Annotated in this window: 11 protein-coding genes; 4 read left to right on the plus strand and 7 right to left on the minus strand. The window is 55.4% G+C overall.

The window, feature by feature from the left end; genetic code table 11:
• Window positions 1–187 precede the first annotated feature (187 nt).
• The 4 genes from pncB to aspC all read left to right on the plus strand — a co-directional run bounded on the left by pncB (window position 188) and on the right by aspC (window position 6013).
• Window positions 188–1390, plus strand: a complete 1203-nt coding sequence (pncB, locus tag ABIE02_RS03635) for a nicotinate phosphoribosyltransferase (RefSeq protein WP_032617379.1) — start codon at window positions 188–190, stop codon at window positions 1388–1390.
• A gap of 161 nt (window positions 1391–1551) precedes the next feature.
• Window positions 1552–2952, plus strand: coding sequence for an asparagine--tRNA ligase (gene asnS, locus ABIE02_RS03640; protein WP_059308356.1), 1401 nt, complete (start codon window positions 1552–1554; stop codon window positions 2950–2952).
• A 606-nt stretch (window positions 2953–3558) separates the two neighbouring features.
• Complete coding sequence (locus tag ABIE02_RS03645) at window positions 3559–4638, plus strand: porin (protein WP_077227791.1); 1080 nt, start codon at window positions 3559–3561, stop codon at window positions 4636–4638.
• A gap of 184 nt (window positions 4639–4822) precedes the next feature.
• Window positions 4823–6013: an aspartate transaminase gene (aspC, locus tag ABIE02_RS03650; RefSeq protein WP_032617376.1), complete on the plus strand. Its 1191-nt coding sequence runs from the start codon at window positions 4823–4825 to the stop codon at window positions 6011–6013.
• 112 nt (window positions 6014–6125) lie between these two features.
• Here aspC and ABIE02_RS03655 read toward each other — a convergent pair whose 3' ends face one another.
• The 7 genes from ABIE02_RS03655 to cmoM form a co-directional block, all read right to left on the minus strand.
• Window positions 6126–6773 carry an MBL fold metallo-hydrolase gene (locus ABIE02_RS03655; protein ID WP_032617375.1) on the minus strand — a complete coding sequence of 216 codons (648 nt, stop codon included), beginning with the start codon at window positions 6771–6773 and terminating at the stop codon, window positions 6126–6128.
• Between the two features lie 19 nt (window positions 6774–6792).
• The gene (locus ABIE02_RS03660) at window positions 6793–7341 is read right to left on the minus strand and encodes a YcbK family protein (protein WP_059308360.1); all 549 of its coding nucleotides are present in this window, start codon (window positions 7339–7341) and stop codon (window positions 6793–6795) included.
• Window positions 7342–7518: 177 nt separating this feature from the next.
• Window positions 7519–9342 carry a L,D-transpeptidase gene (ldtD, locus tag ABIE02_RS03665; RefSeq protein WP_270735880.1) on the minus strand — a complete coding sequence of 608 codons (1824 nt, stop codon included), beginning with the start codon at window positions 9340–9342 and terminating at the stop codon, window positions 7519–7521.
• Between the two features lie 183 nt (window positions 9343–9525).
• Window positions 9526–13974 carry a chromosome partition protein MukB gene (gene mukB / locus ABIE02_RS03670; protein ID WP_144884071.1) on the minus strand — a complete coding sequence of 1483 codons (4449 nt, stop codon included), beginning with the start codon at window positions 13972–13974 and terminating at the stop codon, window positions 9526–9528.
• Complete coding sequence (mukE, locus tag ABIE02_RS03675) at window positions 13974–14678, minus strand: chromosome partition protein MukE (protein WP_032617371.1); 705 nt, start codon at window positions 14676–14678, stop codon at window positions 13974–13976. Before mukE ends, mukB begins: the two co-directional genes overlap by 1 nt.
• Window positions 14659–15981, minus strand: a complete 1323-nt coding sequence (gene mukF, locus ABIE02_RS03680; RefSeq protein WP_032617370.1) for a chromosome partition protein MukF — start codon at window positions 15979–15981, stop codon at window positions 14659–14661. The genes mukE and mukF overlap by 20 nt, the downstream gene beginning before the upstream one ends.
• Complete coding sequence (gene cmoM / locus ABIE02_RS03685) at window positions 15978–16763, minus strand: tRNA uridine 5-oxyacetic acid(34) methyltransferase CmoM (protein ID WP_059308364.1); 786 nt, start codon at window positions 16761–16763, stop codon at window positions 15978–15980. The genes mukF and cmoM overlap by 4 nt, the downstream gene beginning before the upstream one ends.
• Between the last annotated feature and the right edge of the window lie 10 nt (window positions 16764–16773).

Raw genomic sequence — 16773 nt, forward strand, 5'->3', positions numbered from 1 at the left:
ATCTTTTCAGTCACAAACACTCTATTTGCTACATTTTAATAACATGCGGCACGAAATGCTCTCGACCCTGGTCCAGGCTTATGGTGTGATCGGGGTTCAATAAATCGCTAAACAAGGTATACTCCAGCGGTTTCATTAGTCGTTTATTGTACTAAACGCTCCCGTGAGAGGATGCTACTGCGCACCTATGACTCGATTCGCTTCACCTGTTCTGCATACGCTGCTGGATACCGACGCGTATAAATTGCATATGCAGCAAGCCGTTTTTCACCACTACCACGACGTACAGGTCGCGGCTGAGTTCCGCTGCCGTGGTGATGATTTGCTTGGGATCTATGCTGATGCCATTCGTGAGCAAGTCGACGCTATGCAACATCTTCGTCTGCGGGACGAGGAATTCCAGTGGCTTTCCGGCCTGCCTTTCTTTAAAGAAGACTACCTGCAATGGCTGCGGAATTTCCGCTATGACCCGGCCCAGGTTCAGATCAGCAATGATAACGGCAAGCTGCATATTCGCCTGGAAGGCCCGTGGCGCGAAGTGATCATGTGGGAAGTGCCGCTGCTGGCGGTGATCAGCGAGCTGGTACACCACTTCCGTTCCCCGGAGGTCAGCGTTGATCAAGCGCTGGATACCCTGGAACACAAGCTGGTTGATTTTGCCCAACTGACCGACTCGCTGGATATGTCGCGTTTCCGGCTGATGGATTTTGGCACCCGCCGTCGTTTCTCCCGCGAGGTGCAGCAGGCCATCGTCGAGCGGCTGCAGCAGGAGCCGTGGTTTGTCGGCACCAGTAATTACGATCTGGCCCGCCGCCTGAACCTGACCCCAATGGGCACCCAGGCGCATGAGTGGTTCCAGGCGCATCAGCAGATCAGCCCGGAACTGGCCACCAGCCAGCGTGCGGCGCTGGCGGCCTGGCTTGAAGAATACCCGGACCAGCTCGGCATCGCCTTAACCGACTGTATTACTATGGATGCCTTCCTGCGTGATTTCGGCCCGGAGTTCGCCACCGCCTATCAGGGGCTGCGCCATGACTCAGGGGATCCGCAGGAGTGGGGCGAGAAAGCCATCGCCCATTATCAAAAGTTAGGCATCGATCCGATGAGCAAAGTGCTGGTCTTCTCCGATAATCTCGACCTGCCAAAAGCGGTAGGCTTGTACCGGCACTTCTCTTCACGCGTAAACCTGGCCTTTGGCATCGGCACCCGGTTGACCTGCGATATTCCCCAGGTAAAACCGCTGAATATCGTCATTAAACTGGTGGAATGTAACGGCAAGCCGGTGGCGAAACTCTCCGACAGCCCGGGCAAAACTATTTGCCATGACAAAGCTTTTGTACGCGCACTGCGTAAAGCGTTCGACCTGCCACAGATAAAAATCGCCAGTTGATCCATTCAGGGAGTCTGCCCGGCTCCCTTTCTCATTTATTTCTTATTTCTTTTCTTATCAGAGCGAAATCTGCTTGTCTGATGGCGGATGCCAGGTAACATAGATATCCCCCCATTGAAGGGGATACAGATTTTATTTTTGGACTACATAGAGAGATTATTATGAGCGTTGTGCCTGTAGCCGACGTACTCCAGGGCCGCGTAGCCGTTGACAGCGAAGTCACCGTGCGCGGATGGGTGCGTACCCGCCGAGATTCAAAAGCTGGCTTTTCATTCCTCGCCGTTTATGACGGTTCCTGCTTTGATCCTGTACAGGCCGTTATTAATAATTCTCTGCCCAATTACAATCAGGAAGTGCTGCGTCTGACCACCGGCTGTTCCGTGGTTGTCACCGGTAAGATCGTGGCCTCTCAGGGCCAGGGTCAGAGCTTTGAACTGCAGGCCACTTCAATTGAAGTGACCGGCTGGGTTGAAGATCCGGATACTTATCCGATGGCGGCAAAACGCCACAGCATTGAATATCTGCGTGAAGTGGCTCACCTGCGTCCGCGTACCAACATGATTGGTGCCGTGGCCCGTGTGCGTCACACTCTGGCGCAGGCGCTGCACCGTTTCTTTGACGAGCAGGGCTACTTCTGGGTCTCCACCCCGCTGATTACCGCCTCCGACACCGAAGGCGCTGGCGAGATGTTCCGCGTCTCCACGCTGGACATGGAAAACCTGCCGCGCACGCCGGAAGGCAAAGTGGACTACGACAAAGATTTCTTTGGCAAAGAGTCCTTCCTGACCGTATCTGGCCAGCTGAACGGCGAAACCTACGCCTGCGCACTGTCCAAAATCTACACCTTCGGCCCAACCTTCCGTGCCGAGAACTCCAACACCAGCCGTCACCTGGCGGAATTCTGGATGCTGGAACCGGAAGTGGCCTTCGCCAACCTCGATGACGTAGCTGGCCTCGCGGAAGCGATGCTGAAATATGTCTTTAACGCGGTGCTCACCGAGCGCGCTGACGACATGAAATTCTTCGCCGAGCGCGTCGACAGCGATGCAATCTCCCGTCTGGAGCGTTTCGTCTCTGCTGATTTTGCGCAGGTCGATTACACCGATGCGGTGACGATCCTCGAAAATTGCGGTCAGAAATTTGAGAACCCGGTTTACTGGGGTGTTGACCTCTCCTCCGAGCACGAACGCTACCTGGCCGAGAAACACTTCAAAGCCCCGGTGGTCGTGAAAAACTATCCGAAAGACATTAAGGCGTTCTATATGCGCCTTAACGAAGACGGTAAAACCGTTGCCGCGATGGACGTACTTGCCCCGGGCATCGGTGAAATTATCGGTGGTTCTCAGCGTGAAGAGCGTCTGGATGTGCTGGATGCGCGTATGGCTGAGATGGGCCTCAATAAAGAGGACTACTGGTGGTATCGCGATTTACGCCGTTACGGCACCGTACCGCACTCCGGTTTCGGTCTCGGCTTCGAGCGTCTGATCGCTTACGTGACCGGTGTTCAGAACGTGCGTGACGTTATTCCTTTCCCGCGTACCCCGCGCAACGCCACCTTCTGATTCAGTAACACTCAATGGCCAGCCTCTGCTGGCCATTATTTTATTCTGTACTGTCAAATTTTGTCAGTTGAAAGTCATTATCCTTAAAGCGCAACCCCGCAAAATCCTCTCCACTGTTACGCTTTATTTCCATGAAATATCTTTGCACACAAAATAAACCACAGTCTTATTGCGCCTAATACTTACCTCAAGCGTTAGCACATTTTTCGTACAAAAATATGGCTATCCAGATGTCCATCTTCAACGATAAGAAAAATAGTGTGCTAATGCTTCGGATCATAAAAAAAGTCGTTAGCTGAAATTAAGATAAGCAATTCATATAGATAGAATTAGTCGAGCTTTAATTTTGACCATTCAACTCTGAACTTTGAGATGCTTCACAAAGTTCCTCAAAATACATCTTTTGTTACACATATTTTCTTATTGTAACCGATTCTTTAGGTTTGTAGCACATTCAGGCTAGCGAAACGTGGATTTGAATGGAAAGATGCCTGTCAGACACATAAAGACACCAAACTCTCATCAATAGTTCCGGAAATATTTATTGACAGAATTTATTGACGGCAGTGGCGAGTGTCATAAAAAAACCAATGAGGGTAATAAATAATGATGAAGCGCAATATCCTGGCAGTGGTTATCCCTGCCCTGCTGGCAGCCGGTGCAGCTAACGCAGCAGAAATCTATAACAAAAACGCTAACAAGCTGGACTTCTACGGTAAAGCAGTAGGTGAGCACATCTGGACCACTAACGGTGATTCTAATAACGGTGACACCACCTATGCGCGTATCGGCTTTAAAGGTGAAACTCAGATTAATGACCAGCTGGCTGGTTACGGTCAGTGGGAATACAACATGGACGCTTCCTCTCAGGAAGGCGCCCAGGGTACTAAAACCCGTCTGGCATTCGCAGGCCTGAAAGCCGGTGAATACGGTTCATTCGATTACGGTCGTAACTACGGCGTGTTCTACGATGCGCTGGCTTCTACCGATATGTTCGTTATCTGGGGCGGCGACTCCGTGGCTGCAACCGATAACTTCATGACCGGCCGTAGCACTGGTCTGGCGACCTACCGTAACTCTGACTTCTTCGGTCTGGTTGACGGCCTGGCGCTGGGTCTGCAGTACCAGGGCAAAAACGAATCTGGTCACACCACCAGCCGTCAGAACGGCGACGGCGGCAGCTACTCTCTGGGTTATGACTTCGCTGAAGGCTTCAACGTAACCGCAGCCTACTCTAACTCTGACCGCTCCACTGCGCAGAGTGTAGACGGTAAAGGCGAACGTGCTGAAGGCTGGGCAACCTCCCTGAAATATGACGCAAACAACCTGTACGCAGCGGTAATGTACGGCGAATCTCAGAACATGACCCGTGAAAACGACGGCGAGTTCGCGAACAAAACTCAGAACGTTGAAGCTGTGGTTCAGTACCAGTTCGACTTCGGTCTGCGTCCATCCGTGGGTTACGTACAGTCCAAAGGTAAAGATCTGACTGCTCGTAACGGTTTCAGCGGTGGCGATGCTGACCTGGTGAAATACGTAGAAGTGGGTACCTGGTACTACTTCAACAAGAACATGAACGTGTACGCTGCGTACCGCTTCAACCTGCTGGACGACAACAACTACACTGAAGCAACTGGCCTGTCTACCGACGACCAGGCGGGTGTTGGTATCGTTTACCAGTTCTAATCAGTACACCACTTTGTTATATGTCTAAAAAACAGGGCTTCGGCCCTGTTTTTTTATGCCTGAAAGCTAAAAATGGCGACTTTTGAAAAGCCGCACGCTTTTTGTAGCAAACGGTTGGCATTTTGTAGAACTATCGTTAACCTGATAGCGGATTTCACTTCCGTAACCACAATGGAACTTCGTCATGTTTGAGAACATTACCGCCGCCCCTGCCGACCCAATTCTGGGCCTGGCCGATCTGTTTCGTGCCGATGACCGCCCTGGAAAAATCAACCTGGGTATTGGTGTCTATAAAGATGAGACCGGCAAGACCCCGGTACTGACCAGCGTTAAAAAAGCTGAGCAGTATCTGCTGGAAAACGAAAATACCAAAAACTACCTCGGCATCGACGGTATTCCGGAATTTGGTCGTTGCACTCAGGAGCTGCTGTTCGGCAAAGGCAACGCGATTATCAACGATAAACGCGCCCGCACCGCACAGACCCCTGGCGGTACTGGCGCCCTGCGCGTGGCAGCGGATTTCCTCGCTAAAAATACCAGCGTAAAAACGGTCTGGGTGAGCAATCCAAGCTGGCCGAACCATAAGAGCGTTTTCAACTCTGCTGGTCTGGAAGTGCGTGAATATGCTTACTACGACGCGGCGAATCACGCTCTCGACTTTGACGGTCTGCTGGCCAGCCTGAGCGAAGCGCAGGCGGGTGATGTGGTTCTGTTCCATGGCTGCTGCCATAACCCAACCGGCATCGATCCTACGCTTGAGCAGTGGGAACAGCTGGCGAAGCTGTCCGTCGAAAAAGGCTGGCTGCCGCTGTTCGACTTCGCCTACCAGGGCTTTGCCCGTGGCCTGGAAGAAGATGCCGAAGGCCTGCGCGCGTTCGCTGCGCTGCATAAAGAGCTGATTGTTGCCAGCTCCTATTCCAAGAACTTCGGTCTGTACAATGAGCGCGTAGGTGCCTGTACGCTGGTCGCTGCCGATGAGCAGACTGTCGATCGTGCGTTCAGCCAGATGAAATCCGTTATTCGTGCCAACTACTCCAACCCACCGGCTCACGGTGCGTCTGTGGTGGCAACCATTCTCAGCAATGACGCACTGCGCGCTATCTGGGAACAGGAGCTGAACGACATGCGTCAGCGTATTCAGCGCATGCGCCTGCTGTTCGTGAATACCCTGGCGGAAAAAGGCGCGAATCGCGACTTCAGCTTCATCATCAAGCAGAACGGCATGTTCTCCTTCAGCGGCCTGACCAAAGATCAGGTTCTGCGTCTGCGTGAAGAGTTTGGCGTGTACGCGGTGGCTTCTGGTCGTGTTAACGTGGCGGGTATGACGCCGGATAACATGGCGCCACTGTGCGAAGCGATCGTCGCGGTGCTGTAATGCTTTAAGCCGGGCGGCATTGCGGTTGCCCGGCTACATGATTCAGGCCCGGTAAGCGTAACGCCACCGGGCAAAAAAAAGCCTGCTTTGAGCAGGCTTTTTTATTTGTTCGTTACCAGACCGGCAGTTCATCCTGGAGGAACGGATTATGCAGCCGTTCGTAGCCCAGGGTGGACATCGGGCCGTGGCCGGAAATAAAGGTCACATCATCGCCCAACGGCAATAACTTCTCTTTGATGGAGCGAATCAGCTGACCGTGATCGCCACGGGGGAAATCGCTGCGCCCTACTCCGCCTTTGAAGATCACGTCGCCGGAAATCAGCAGACGCGACTGGTCATCAAAGAAGACAATATGGCCTGGCGTATGTCCGGGGCAATGGAATACCTGTAAAGTCACATTACCGACGCTGACGCGCTCACCTTCATTCAGCCAGCGATCGGGCGTAAAAGGCAGACATTCATCCAGACCGAACATACGGCTTTGTGCCGGCAGGCCCTGCAGCCAGAACTCATCTTCTTTTTCCGGGCCTACGATCGGCACACCATAATGTTGCGCCAGCTCGGCCGCAGCCCCCACATGATCGAGGTGACCGTGAGTCAGTAAAATCTGCATTAAGGTCACGCCAGCGGCTGCGACTTCCTGTTTGATTTTATCTGCATCACCACCGGGATCGACCAGGGCTGCCAGTTTGGTTTGCTCACACCAGATAAGCGAACAGTTCTGGGAGAACGCGGTGACCGGAATAATACGATAGTTCATACTGCTCCTGATTTCGTTATTACCAGTGCCGCAATGGCCCGGTATCAATATGCACAAAGTTGCTACGTGGGTAATATCCTACACCACCTGCGCGCATAGATAACGCAGCTTTGCGAACATTGGCTAACGAAACGCCTTCAATATGAAAATCCATCGCCTGCCCTTTGGTGTGATAACTTTTTTTAGCGACCCCACGGCTGTGGGCGCGTAATTCGTTATTCGTATCAAGGGAGCGGTAACCAGAGATCAGCTGGACCGGTTTGCGCGTTCCCAGCAGGCCCTGCAGGCGGTAAAGCTGATCGAATAATCCTGGATCGATGGCTTTAATCTTATTTGCGCGGAAATCACGGAAAAAGTGATTCAGCTTTGCTAATTCATCCTGAATATAGCCCCGTCCGTCAAAAAACTCGGCTTTGATAGACTCACCTGTATGCAGGTTATTGAGCGTCAAAATACGAGGTCTGGGGGTGGAGAGCGTGGCAAATGATGGCGTCGGTAAGATGGCAGCGCTCAGCGCAATGCCCCCTAACGCCAGCAACTTACGGCGATTAGCGTCGAATTTGTCCATGATAATCAGGTCTACAGGTCAGTGTTATCGTATATATGCAATACAGCGCACGAAAGGCACCTTACCGGGCAAACCTGTCAGCGTCAAGGTAGCAAAACCAGGAAATACGGGGCTTGCAGCCGCAAGCCCCGTATCTTTTCACCACTTAAAACAGCAGAATTTTCCGAACTTGTTCATTTATCTGATCAATTGTTCAGCCTTTGTCAGGATTTGGGTATTAGATCGGGCAATCTCATCGTAATTGTAAATATCTGTACGATACTGGGTTCGACCGTCCTTACCCACGAAGGCAGTCAGATAGTACAGATTAACCGGAATATTTTGGCGGATATTCACATAACGCGTGTCGCCCTGCTTCAGCGCGTCGGAGATACGTGTGTCGTTCCAGCCTGCATCCTGTAACAGCATGTTAGCCAGTTCAGACGCCTTATTTACACGTACACAACCGGAGCTAAGTGCACGAACGTCTTTCTGGAACAGGTTGTGGTTAGGCGTATCGTGCAGATAGATGGCATCCGAGCTAGGCATATTGAATTTATACCGCCCCAACGAGTTATGCGCCCCAGGTGCCTGCTGGAAACGGAATGGCAGATTCGCAGGGGTAATGGTCGCCCAGTCTACTCGCCACGGATCGATGGCCTCTTTACTGTTCCAGCCTCGCAGCACGGTGTAGTTGTGACGTTCAAGATAACCCGGGTCATTCCACACTTTCGGCAGAATATCTTTGCGCGCCAGCGTCGGAGGCACGTTCCATGGCGGGTTAACCACCACGTTATTCAGCGCGCTGCTCATCATCGGCGTTTTACGATCCGGGCGACCGACAATCACTCTTGATGCCAGCACCTCATTGCCGTTCTGATAATAGACCAGTGAAAAGGCCGGGATATTCACCATAATGCCGGTAGAGAGTGTTCCCGGCAGCAGGCGCAGACGCTGGATGTTCAGCGCCAGTACCCCGGCACGCTGGGCAGGAGTGAGATTCAGCGCATCACGGGTGCCCTGGCCAATAACGCCATCCGCACCCAGCCCCTGAGTGATCTGGAAGGCTTTTACCGCCTCGACAAGGCTGCGGTCATAGGAAGCCGGTTTGCTGGAGACGGGCTTCGTTTTCTTTTCGAGCGCCGGGGCGGACGGGCTGACCACCACGCTTTGCGAATCGTCACCCGGCAGAGCAATTTTAGGCCCACCGTCGAGCACGCCGGAGCGTTTCAGGATTTCACGCAGGGCCGGTACGTCGCTGCTCCACTGCCCTGGACTCAGTTTGGTGGTGCTCCGTAGCTGCGGCCAGGGTTTCGTATCGGCCACCAGTTCCAGCAGTGATTCGTGCATTACCGCATACTGCGGATGGGTCGGCGCAAGACCGGCAATGAAATGTGGCACCGTCCCGTTATCCAGTGCCAGCTGCCACTGGTTTATCACTGACAGCGGCGGTGTTGCCATCTTGTACGGCTTGGTGCTGTAGAGCCAGCGGTTACCGTTGACCGGGATCCCCGCCACAAACTGCAGATAGCCCATCATGGCATCCGACAGAATCACGTCCCGCGCCATTCCGGTTATCGCAGGCTGGGTCAGCAGTTCCACCCAGGCAGTAAATTGCGGCTGGAAACCGGCGATAGCGACTTCAGCAAGCTGTTGCTGGAACGCCCGCACGGCCTCGCGATCGTCCCACATAGGTTTCATGTCGCGGGCGGCATACAGCAGCGTAAGCTGGTTGAGATAGACCGGGGAGTATCCCGCAGGCAGGGTCGACAGCAACTGTTCGCGGCGTTGTTCCGCGCTGACATCGGCAGGCAGCGGTCGAATCCCGGCCATGATGGCGGTGGCTGGCGATTGATCCAGCGGTTGTGACAGCGACGTAGGCTGCGCGCCCATAGTGGCGGAGCTGTCGACAGGAACCAGTTCGGGCTCATCGGCCCGGGCGTTAAACAGTGGAGCCACTACTACTGTCAGGCATAAACTGAGTGCTGACAGCTGACGACCATACATTTTATTCAGCAACATCCCTTGCCCCCTGTTTGCTTTACGTCGCGCCCTCATCACCGGGGCTTCATTTTCATTATAGGAAGACAGACCGGTACCAGCCTTGCCTTATGTAAAGAAGTTTAAAGTTAACGCAGCCGCCAGTACAAGCTCAAGGTAAAAAAAAGGCGGCCCGAAGGCCGCCATGGGTAATTTTAGGAATCTTCAGGAAGCGTCAGCCGTTCCCGGGAGGGATTCCGGGGGCTGCGGGGCAAAACCGCGCAGACCGACAACGTGAACATGCTCGCTGTTCTGGTAGACCTTACGCACCAGTTTATAGGTGGTGCCTTTCTCCGGGCTAATGTTTTCCGGCGCCGCGATAATCAGCTGCATATCCAGACGGTCGCACAGCTCAAACAGTGTGGCGATGGAGCGGGCATCCAGACGTGCCGCTTCATCGAGGAACAGCAGGCGGCATGGCGAGATATCTTTGCCGCGCAGACGCCGGGATTCGTCTTCCCAGCTCTGTACCACCATCACCAGAATCGACATCCCGGTACCGATAGCTTCACCGGTAGACAGCGCGCCCGATTCTGCACGCAGCCAGCCGTCTGAGCCACGGTTAACTTCCACTTCCATCTCCAGATAGTTGCGGTAGTCCAGCAGCTCCTCACCGATGGTTTGCGGTGTACGCTGGCCCATGTCGATTTGCGGGTTCAGGCGCTGATACAGCTTCGCCAGCGCTTCGGAGAAGGTCAGGCGGTTACTGTTGAACAGATCCTGATGCTGCTCGTGCTGTTCAGCCAGTACGTCCAGCAGCGTGGCGTGGGCTTCACGCACATTGACGTTCAGTCGCACGCTGTTGACCTGGCCGAAGGAGACGCTCTGCAGACCCTGGTTCAGCTGACGGATTCGGTTCTGCTCGCGCTGGATCGTCTTACGGATGATATTGGCCACGCTGCGGGAGCTGATCGCCAGCTTCTGCTCACGGGAGGTCAGCTCTTCCGTCAGACGGCCCAACTCGATTTCCATCTGTTCGATGGCTTCGACCGGATCGTCGGTGCGGATGATATCCTGACGAATACGCTCGCGCAGATGCTGATAGACCGCCACGAAGAACTGAATTTTGCGCTCAGGGCGTTTCGGATCTTCAGACATGCGCAGCACATCGCGCAGGTGTTCGTTATCAGACACCGCCAGACGCAACGCACCCAGTGCCTTATCCGACATGGAACGCAGTTCGTCGCCAGAAAGATAGGCCAGCTCGCGGCGGTGCAGACGACGTTCAACGCCGTTGTCTTTCACCATCCGCATCACGGCGCACCAGCCCGCTTTGGCGGTGACGACCTGCTCACGCTTCTCGTGGTAGTCGCGCTCCAGCTTGCGCAGACGACGGGTCAGGTTATCCATCTCCGCTTCGCAGAAGGTGAGCGCTTTTTCCAGCTGGTTGCGGCGCGCACGGTTGTTGCTGAGCTGGGCATGCAGTTCGTCGCGACGGATACGCGCCCGCTCTTCTGCCCCGCTGTCGGCCCGCACGCCGATATCCTGCAATTCTTTATGCAGGTCGGTCAGCAGCTCTTTCTTGGTATCAAAGGAGCTTTTCAGCGATGCCAGCACCTGGCTGTACTGGCTCAGCTGCGCGGCATGGCTACGCATCGCTTCACGGGCGCGGGTACGTTCCGTTTCCGCCTGCTCCAGACGCTGGCGCAGCTTCTCGTTCAGATCGCTATTACCGTTCAGCATTTCCGCCGAGTCGGAGTAGCTGAAGTGCGCCCGGCGCTGGGCCACTTCGGTCAGGGCAAACGCCTGCTGACGGGCTTCGCGCTGAACCTGCTGTGACCAGGCGTAATCTTCTTTTAGCTGTTCATACTGCTCGGGATCGCTTTGCAGAACTGACAGCAGCGGTTCGAGTTTCGCCAGTTGGTTGCCATGCTGCTGCACAAAGCGCGCGGCTTCCTGCGCTTCGTCGAGACGCTCCTGGATCTCATCAACACGATCGGCAAGGGTATCATCCGCCAGCAGGTTAAGGCGCGGCAGGATGCGGTTCAGCGCAGCGACACCCTCTTTAGCCTGTTCGAACTGAACGCGGCTCTGCTGGTTATCGTTTTCGTGCGCGGAAAGTGCCCGCTCAAGCTCGGTACGACGGGTCGTGAACTTGCGGATCTCCGCCTCTGGATCGGCTTCAAACGCCACCGCCAGATGGCTACCGATAAAGCGGCTAAACGCCTGGTGCAGACGCTGGGTTTTCTGGACATCGAAAGAGAGCGTGGCGAAGCGCTCAGACAGCGCCTCACGCTCGGTATGCAGGCTTTCGATGCGGCTTTCACGTGCGGCGCGGCCAAACAGCGGCAACGACGGGAAGCGCGAATAACGCCACTGGCGATCGGCAATTTTCACCACCACGGCCTTTTCCAGTTCGTCGACGCCAAAGACGCTGTCATCGAACGACTGCGGATCCCCTTCGATCAGATAGAGATCTTCCGGGCAATCTTCCAGGCCTTCAAGCTGGTCAGCGATCAGCGACAGATCCGGCACCACGATAGCGTGGCGGGACGGACCATACAGCGCCGAGTAGTACGGGGCATCTTCCAGGCTGACGTCGTCATAAATTTCGGACAGCAGTACGCCGCCAAAACGCTCTGCCAGGGTGTTCAGACGCGCATCTTCTGCCCCGCCCGGCTGGCTTAAGCGTTCGATCTCTTCATCGACGGCACGCTTGCGCGCGCCCACTTCATCACGCTCAACAATCGCTTCGCGTTCACGCTCCAGCAGTTGCTGAAGGTACTCTGTCACTTCCTGGCCGGATTCGAACTCCTCGCCGCACTGCTCGCTAAGCTGACTGAGACTGCTCTGGGCGGCCAGCCAGATCGGGGCGCGCTGCATCAGCGTCTTAATACGCGACTGCAGCTGCTCCAGCTCCTGGCGCAACGCCATGCGTTGTTCCTGGGCGTTAGAGACGCTGTCGGACAGCGACGCGATACGGGCTTCCAGCTCCTGATGCAGGGCCTCCAAATCGTCAATATCGACCCGTTTACCCTGACGCTTGCAGAATTCAGCCAGCAGACGTTCCGCCTCCTGCTGTTCACGCAGGCGCTGTTCCAGCTCGTTCAGACGCATACGCAGCGGCTGAACCTGTTCTGCCAGATGACGCTGATTGACGCCATCGCGCAGTAACTCGCGGGCCACTTCCCACGCCTCAGCGCGCGCCAGCGGGCCGTTGATAGACGCCACCAGCTGGTAAGCCTGCTCAAACTGGCTGTGAGCGGATTGCGCCACGCTCATTTTCTGATCGAGATTTAGCAGTTTCTCGGTCGCTTCCTGCTCTTTTGCCTGGAAGGTTTCCAGCCACTGATCGGCGCTTTCCGGGGTCAGGTCCGGCAGATGGCAGAGGTCTTTCGCACGCTGCAGGGCCTGCAACGCCTGGTTGTACTGAATCGCGCGGGTTTGCTGCACGTCCAGCGCCTGCTGATAATCGGCAAGCTGGCTTTTCAGCTCATCCACTTCCAGCTCAGCGGCTTCTGCGCGGCCTTCGTTCTCTTCCTGCTTGTCGGCGGCTTCGGCCACCACTTCGTTCTGCTCTTCCAGACGAATTTGCAGTTCATCGAGATCCGCTTCGTAGCGCTCAATTTTTTCCTGCTGGCGCAGCGCGGTCTGGACCAGGTTCAGGTGATCGCTGGCGGCCTGGTAATCGGCCTCCAGATCCCCTTCCGCCCCGTTATGTTCGGACAGCTCACGCGCCATCTCGACGTGCTTGTACTGCTCGGACGCCAGCTGCTTACGCGAGGTAAACAACTCGCGGCGATACTCAAGAGCCTGATCCAGATGGATACGGCGCTCGTTGGCGTGGCGCATATAGTCCGCCGCCACATAGTTGGTGGCTTCGCTGATGAGATGCTTAAACAGGTCGCGGTCCGACTGGGTTACGCGGATCGCTTCCAGCGTCATGCGGTTTTCACGCAGCGCCGCTTCCATATCCTGGAAGGCCTTACGCACGCCGCTGTTTTCTGGCAACAGGTAGTCGCGCAGGGAGCGGGTGATGGCACTGGAGATCCCGCCGTACAGCGAGGCCTCAATCAGGCGATAGTACTTACTACGATCCGAAGCCGAGCGCAGACGTCGTGCGACCACACCCAGATCGAACATCAGAGAGTGGTATTCGGTAATGGAGTTGAATTGCTTGAACTGCACGCCCTCGATGGCTTCCAGCTTGTCTTTCAACTCCTGGAGCGTCAGCACACGCGCCTGACGGTCGTTGAGGGTTTCCGTTAACAGCGAGGTCGGCTGAACGGACGTTGGCAATCCCTGAATGGCAAACGGCTTGATGTCCACCTTACGGTCACGCCCGGCAACCTGCTGCAGACGCACGCCGACGACCACGCGCTGGTGACGGGAGTTGATCACGTCCAGCACCGAGTAACAGACACCCGCCTTCAGCTTGCCGTGCAGACCTTTATCGCGGGAGCCGCTGGTTGCACCGGCTTCGGTGGTGTTACGGAAGTGCAGCAGCGTCAGATCCGGGATCAGGGCAGTGACGAACGCCGCCATGGTGGTGGATTTCCCTGCCCCGTTACCGCCCGAGAGCGTCGTTACCAGCTCATCGAGATCAAAGGTGCGGGCAAAGAAACCGTTCCAGTTAATCAGCGTCAGTGAGCGAAATTTACCGCGTTCAATCATTACTCTTCCTCCCCGCTATCCGGCTGAGTGTCTTCATGCTCGTCATTGAGCTGCAGATGGTTTTCCACCGGCATCGCTTCGCCATCACGGATCATGCGCAGTTGCGCTTCACGGGCGTCGTCACCCACGCGCACGTCGGCGCCAAAGCGGAATACCGATTCCGTGATGCGGAATTTACTGCTGTCGTGGCCCATAAACCACACCATGCCCAGACGACGCAGACGGTTCAGGGAAGAGCGTACTTTTTCCTGTAACTTCTGACGGTCAACGTCGGAACCGGTGGAGCGATTGTTCACCAGCTTCAGCAGCTTGCCTTCATCGGCCAGCGTCATCAGCTCGTCATAAAGCTCCTGCTGGGTGAAGATACCTTCGTTAGCCAGACGCTCCGGGCTGAGATAGAGGTAGCAGAGAATTTTGCCGACCATCATGTCCAGCTCGGACAGCACCGAACGCGGAATAAGCGTGGTGGAACGCGGGCGCAGGTAGAAGAAACCTTCCGGGGCGCGGATCAGCTCCACGTTATAGCGGGCGTAAAACTCTTCCAGGTATTCCTGGAAATCCATCAAAAAGGCGTGATTATCCAGCTCGTCGAGACCAATGTGACGACCGGCACGCAGCTGGCTGTCCAGCGCCGGAAAGATCGGATTTGCCAGCGCCTGGGCCAGTTTAACTGGCATCACGTGTTCAATATTTGTCAATGACATGCGCCTGTACCTTGGCTCCGTAATCGTTAATTGGCTGCCACTTCGGCGGCAGGCCGGTGAAATCTGCTTGCGCGACGCCCAGGCGTACCGCCTGGTCAACCACGATGCGGGCGATATCAAAATGGCGCGCACGCGGGTATTGTGCGAGGTAGTCACGCACCACCAGACCGAGATCCAGCGGTTTGTTTTTGGCTTTGAAGATCGCCAGCTGCTCCTCGATCATCGCCGCAAGCTGTTCCCGTATTTCGTTAAACTCTTCATATTCAAGATCGGCTGGCAGTTCACCGGTCACCTCTTCGTCGCGCAGGCTCATCTCTTCGTCACGCATATCGAGCAGGCGGTCGGCACTGGCGTAGGTCAGTGCCCACGGTGCATCGAAGTAGGTCTGAACCGACTGGCGCAGACGCTGGGCAAAGACGCGGTTTTTATCCATGTCGATAGCGGTACGGATAAATTTATGCACGTGGCGGTCATAGCCGATCCACAGGTCGATGGCCTGCTGACCCCAGCTGATAATGCGGTCGAGTTTGCTTTGCAGGTCGAAGACCAGACGATCGACAAAATGCAGGTTGTCATGGGCCAGGGTGGCATCCTGAATGCGCAGCAGGTTGGCCTGCAGCTTATCGCCCGCCGCTTCCAGCGTATCCTGCAGTTCACGCAGGGTGCCGGAAGTTTCCGATAACAGCATTTCGCAGCTAGAGATCGCCGCCCGCCAGTCTTTGTTCAGCAACTGGGCGATATCGTCTTTCACCAGTTGCTGCTGCTCGTCCATGATGCGCTGTGTCAGGTCGATGCTGTCGAAAATTTCAGCCACCGAGTATTTCAGCGGTGCATAGACGTTGCGGTGCCAGTGGAACTCGTCACCGTCTTCCTCAGCGGCATCGGCCGCCCGCTTCAGTTCGCCCGCCACAATGGAGAGCTGCATTGAAAGGCGCAGGGTCGAGAATTCGCGCTGACGAATGTAATAGTCGGTGATGCCGATACCCAGTGGCGTCAGACGATAGATGGCGTTTCCTTCCGCCTGCTCGCTGGTAAAGCGGTTCAGCAGACGTTGACGCACCATATCGTTAATCGCGTTATTGGCACGCACATTAATGGTTTCGCTGGTTTGCTCAAACGCATCACTGACATGGCGGAACGCATCCACCAGTTCGCCCTCGCTCATTTCTCCATCCAGCCGCTCGCTGTTCAGCGTGGCAACCGCCAGCAGAAAAGAGAGTCTGTCTACCGGCAGCGAGAGGGAGAAATCGTTTTTTCTGGCCCAGGCAACCAGCTCGGGGACTGTCTGGGAAAATTCACTCATAAGTTATCCTTGCTCTGCGGCTTGTGCGCGGTGACGTGTATGTAGCGGCCAAGGCTAATCCAGGGTTCCTGGCGACAGTACCGCGTCTCTAATTCTGTCAGGGCGTCAAAACAGTCATGCTGCTTTTGTTTATCACGCAGGTAATCGTGAAACACCCTGATACCGGTTTTACCGGCGATCTGCCAGCCCATCGCTTCCAGCCAGCCATAGACCTGCTGCGGATCGCGCGGAAAGTCCGGTGAAAGCGTGCGCCGTTTCTTTTTGTACATGCCCTGCTGCACATAGCCAAAATTGCCCACCAGCACGTTACGCATCAGCAGGCCATTGGCGTTGTAAAACATCAGCGACAGCGCGCCACCGGGGCAAAGTATCGACCAGAGCGTCTGCAACAGCGCCTGGGGATCGGCGACCCACTCCAGCACCGCATGAGACAATATCAGATCAACCGGGCTTTCCAAATGTTGAGCGATGTCCTGAGCGGCGCAATGTATAAATTGCATGTTATCGCTCACACCTTTTTCCGCCGCGGCGCTTTCGGCACGGGCGATCATCTCTGCCGACAGGTCGCACAGGATGACATGGTGCCCACGCTCGGCCATTTTTATCGCCGTCTGACCTTCACCGCCGCCAGCGTCGAGAACGCGCAATTTTTTTGACCCGAAGCGGGCAAGAAGGATGTCCAGATCCTGCCAGAGGATCGTTTGACGCAATCGGCCCTTGGTCGTGCCATAAATATTGCGGGCAAACTTTTCCGCGATGTCATCAAAATTGCGATCCCGCATTGGGAGAGGC

The organism is Leclercia sp. 1548, from assembly GCF_050435045.1.
GTDB classification, from domain to species: Bacteria; Pseudomonadota; Gammaproteobacteria; order Enterobacterales; family Enterobacteriaceae; genus Enterobacter; species Enterobacter adecarboxylatus.

What these genes read in the sequence shown, in the direction of transcription:
- pncB (WP_032617379.1), top strand. Translation starts at nt 188, where the DNA reads ATGACTCGATTCGCTTCACCTGTTCTGCATACGCTGCTGGATACCGAC.
- asnS (WP_059308356.1), top strand. Translation starts at nt 1,552, where the DNA reads ATGAGCGTTGTGCCTGTAGCCGACGTACTCCAGGGCCGCGTAGCCGTT.
- ABIE02_RS03645 (WP_077227791.1), top strand. Translation starts at nt 3,559, where the DNA reads ATGATGAAGCGCAATATCCTGGCAGTGGTTATCCCTGCCCTGCTGGCA.
- aspC (WP_032617376.1), top strand. Translation starts at nt 4,823, where the DNA reads ATGTTTGAGAACATTACCGCCGCCCCTGCCGACCCAATTCTGGGCCTG.
- ABIE02_RS03655 (WP_032617375.1), bottom strand. Translation starts at nt 6,773, where the DNA reads ATGAACTATCGTATTATTCCGGTCACCGCGTTCTCCCAGAACTGTTCG.
- ABIE02_RS03660 (WP_059308360.1), bottom strand. Translation starts at nt 7,341, where the DNA reads ATGGACAAATTCGACGCTAATCGCCGTAAGTTGCTGGCGTTAGGGGGC.
- ldtD (WP_270735880.1), bottom strand. Translation starts at nt 9,342, where the DNA reads ATGTTGCTGAATAAAATGTATGGTCGTCAGCTGTCAGCACTCAGTTTA.
- mukB (WP_144884071.1), bottom strand. Translation starts at nt 13,974, where the DNA reads ATGATTGAACGCGGTAAATTTCGCTCACTGACGCTGATTAACTGGAAC.
- mukE (WP_032617371.1), bottom strand. Translation starts at nt 14,678, where the DNA reads ATGTCATTGACAAATATTGAACACGTGATGCCAGTTAAACTGGCCCAG.
- mukF (WP_032617370.1), bottom strand. Translation starts at nt 15,981, where the DNA reads ATGAGTGAATTTTCCCAGACAGTCCCCGAGCTGGTTGCCTGGGCCAGA.
- cmoM (WP_059308364.1), bottom strand. Translation starts at nt 16,763, where the DNA reads ATGCGGGATCGCAATTTTGATGACATCGCGGAAAAGTTTGCCCGCAAT.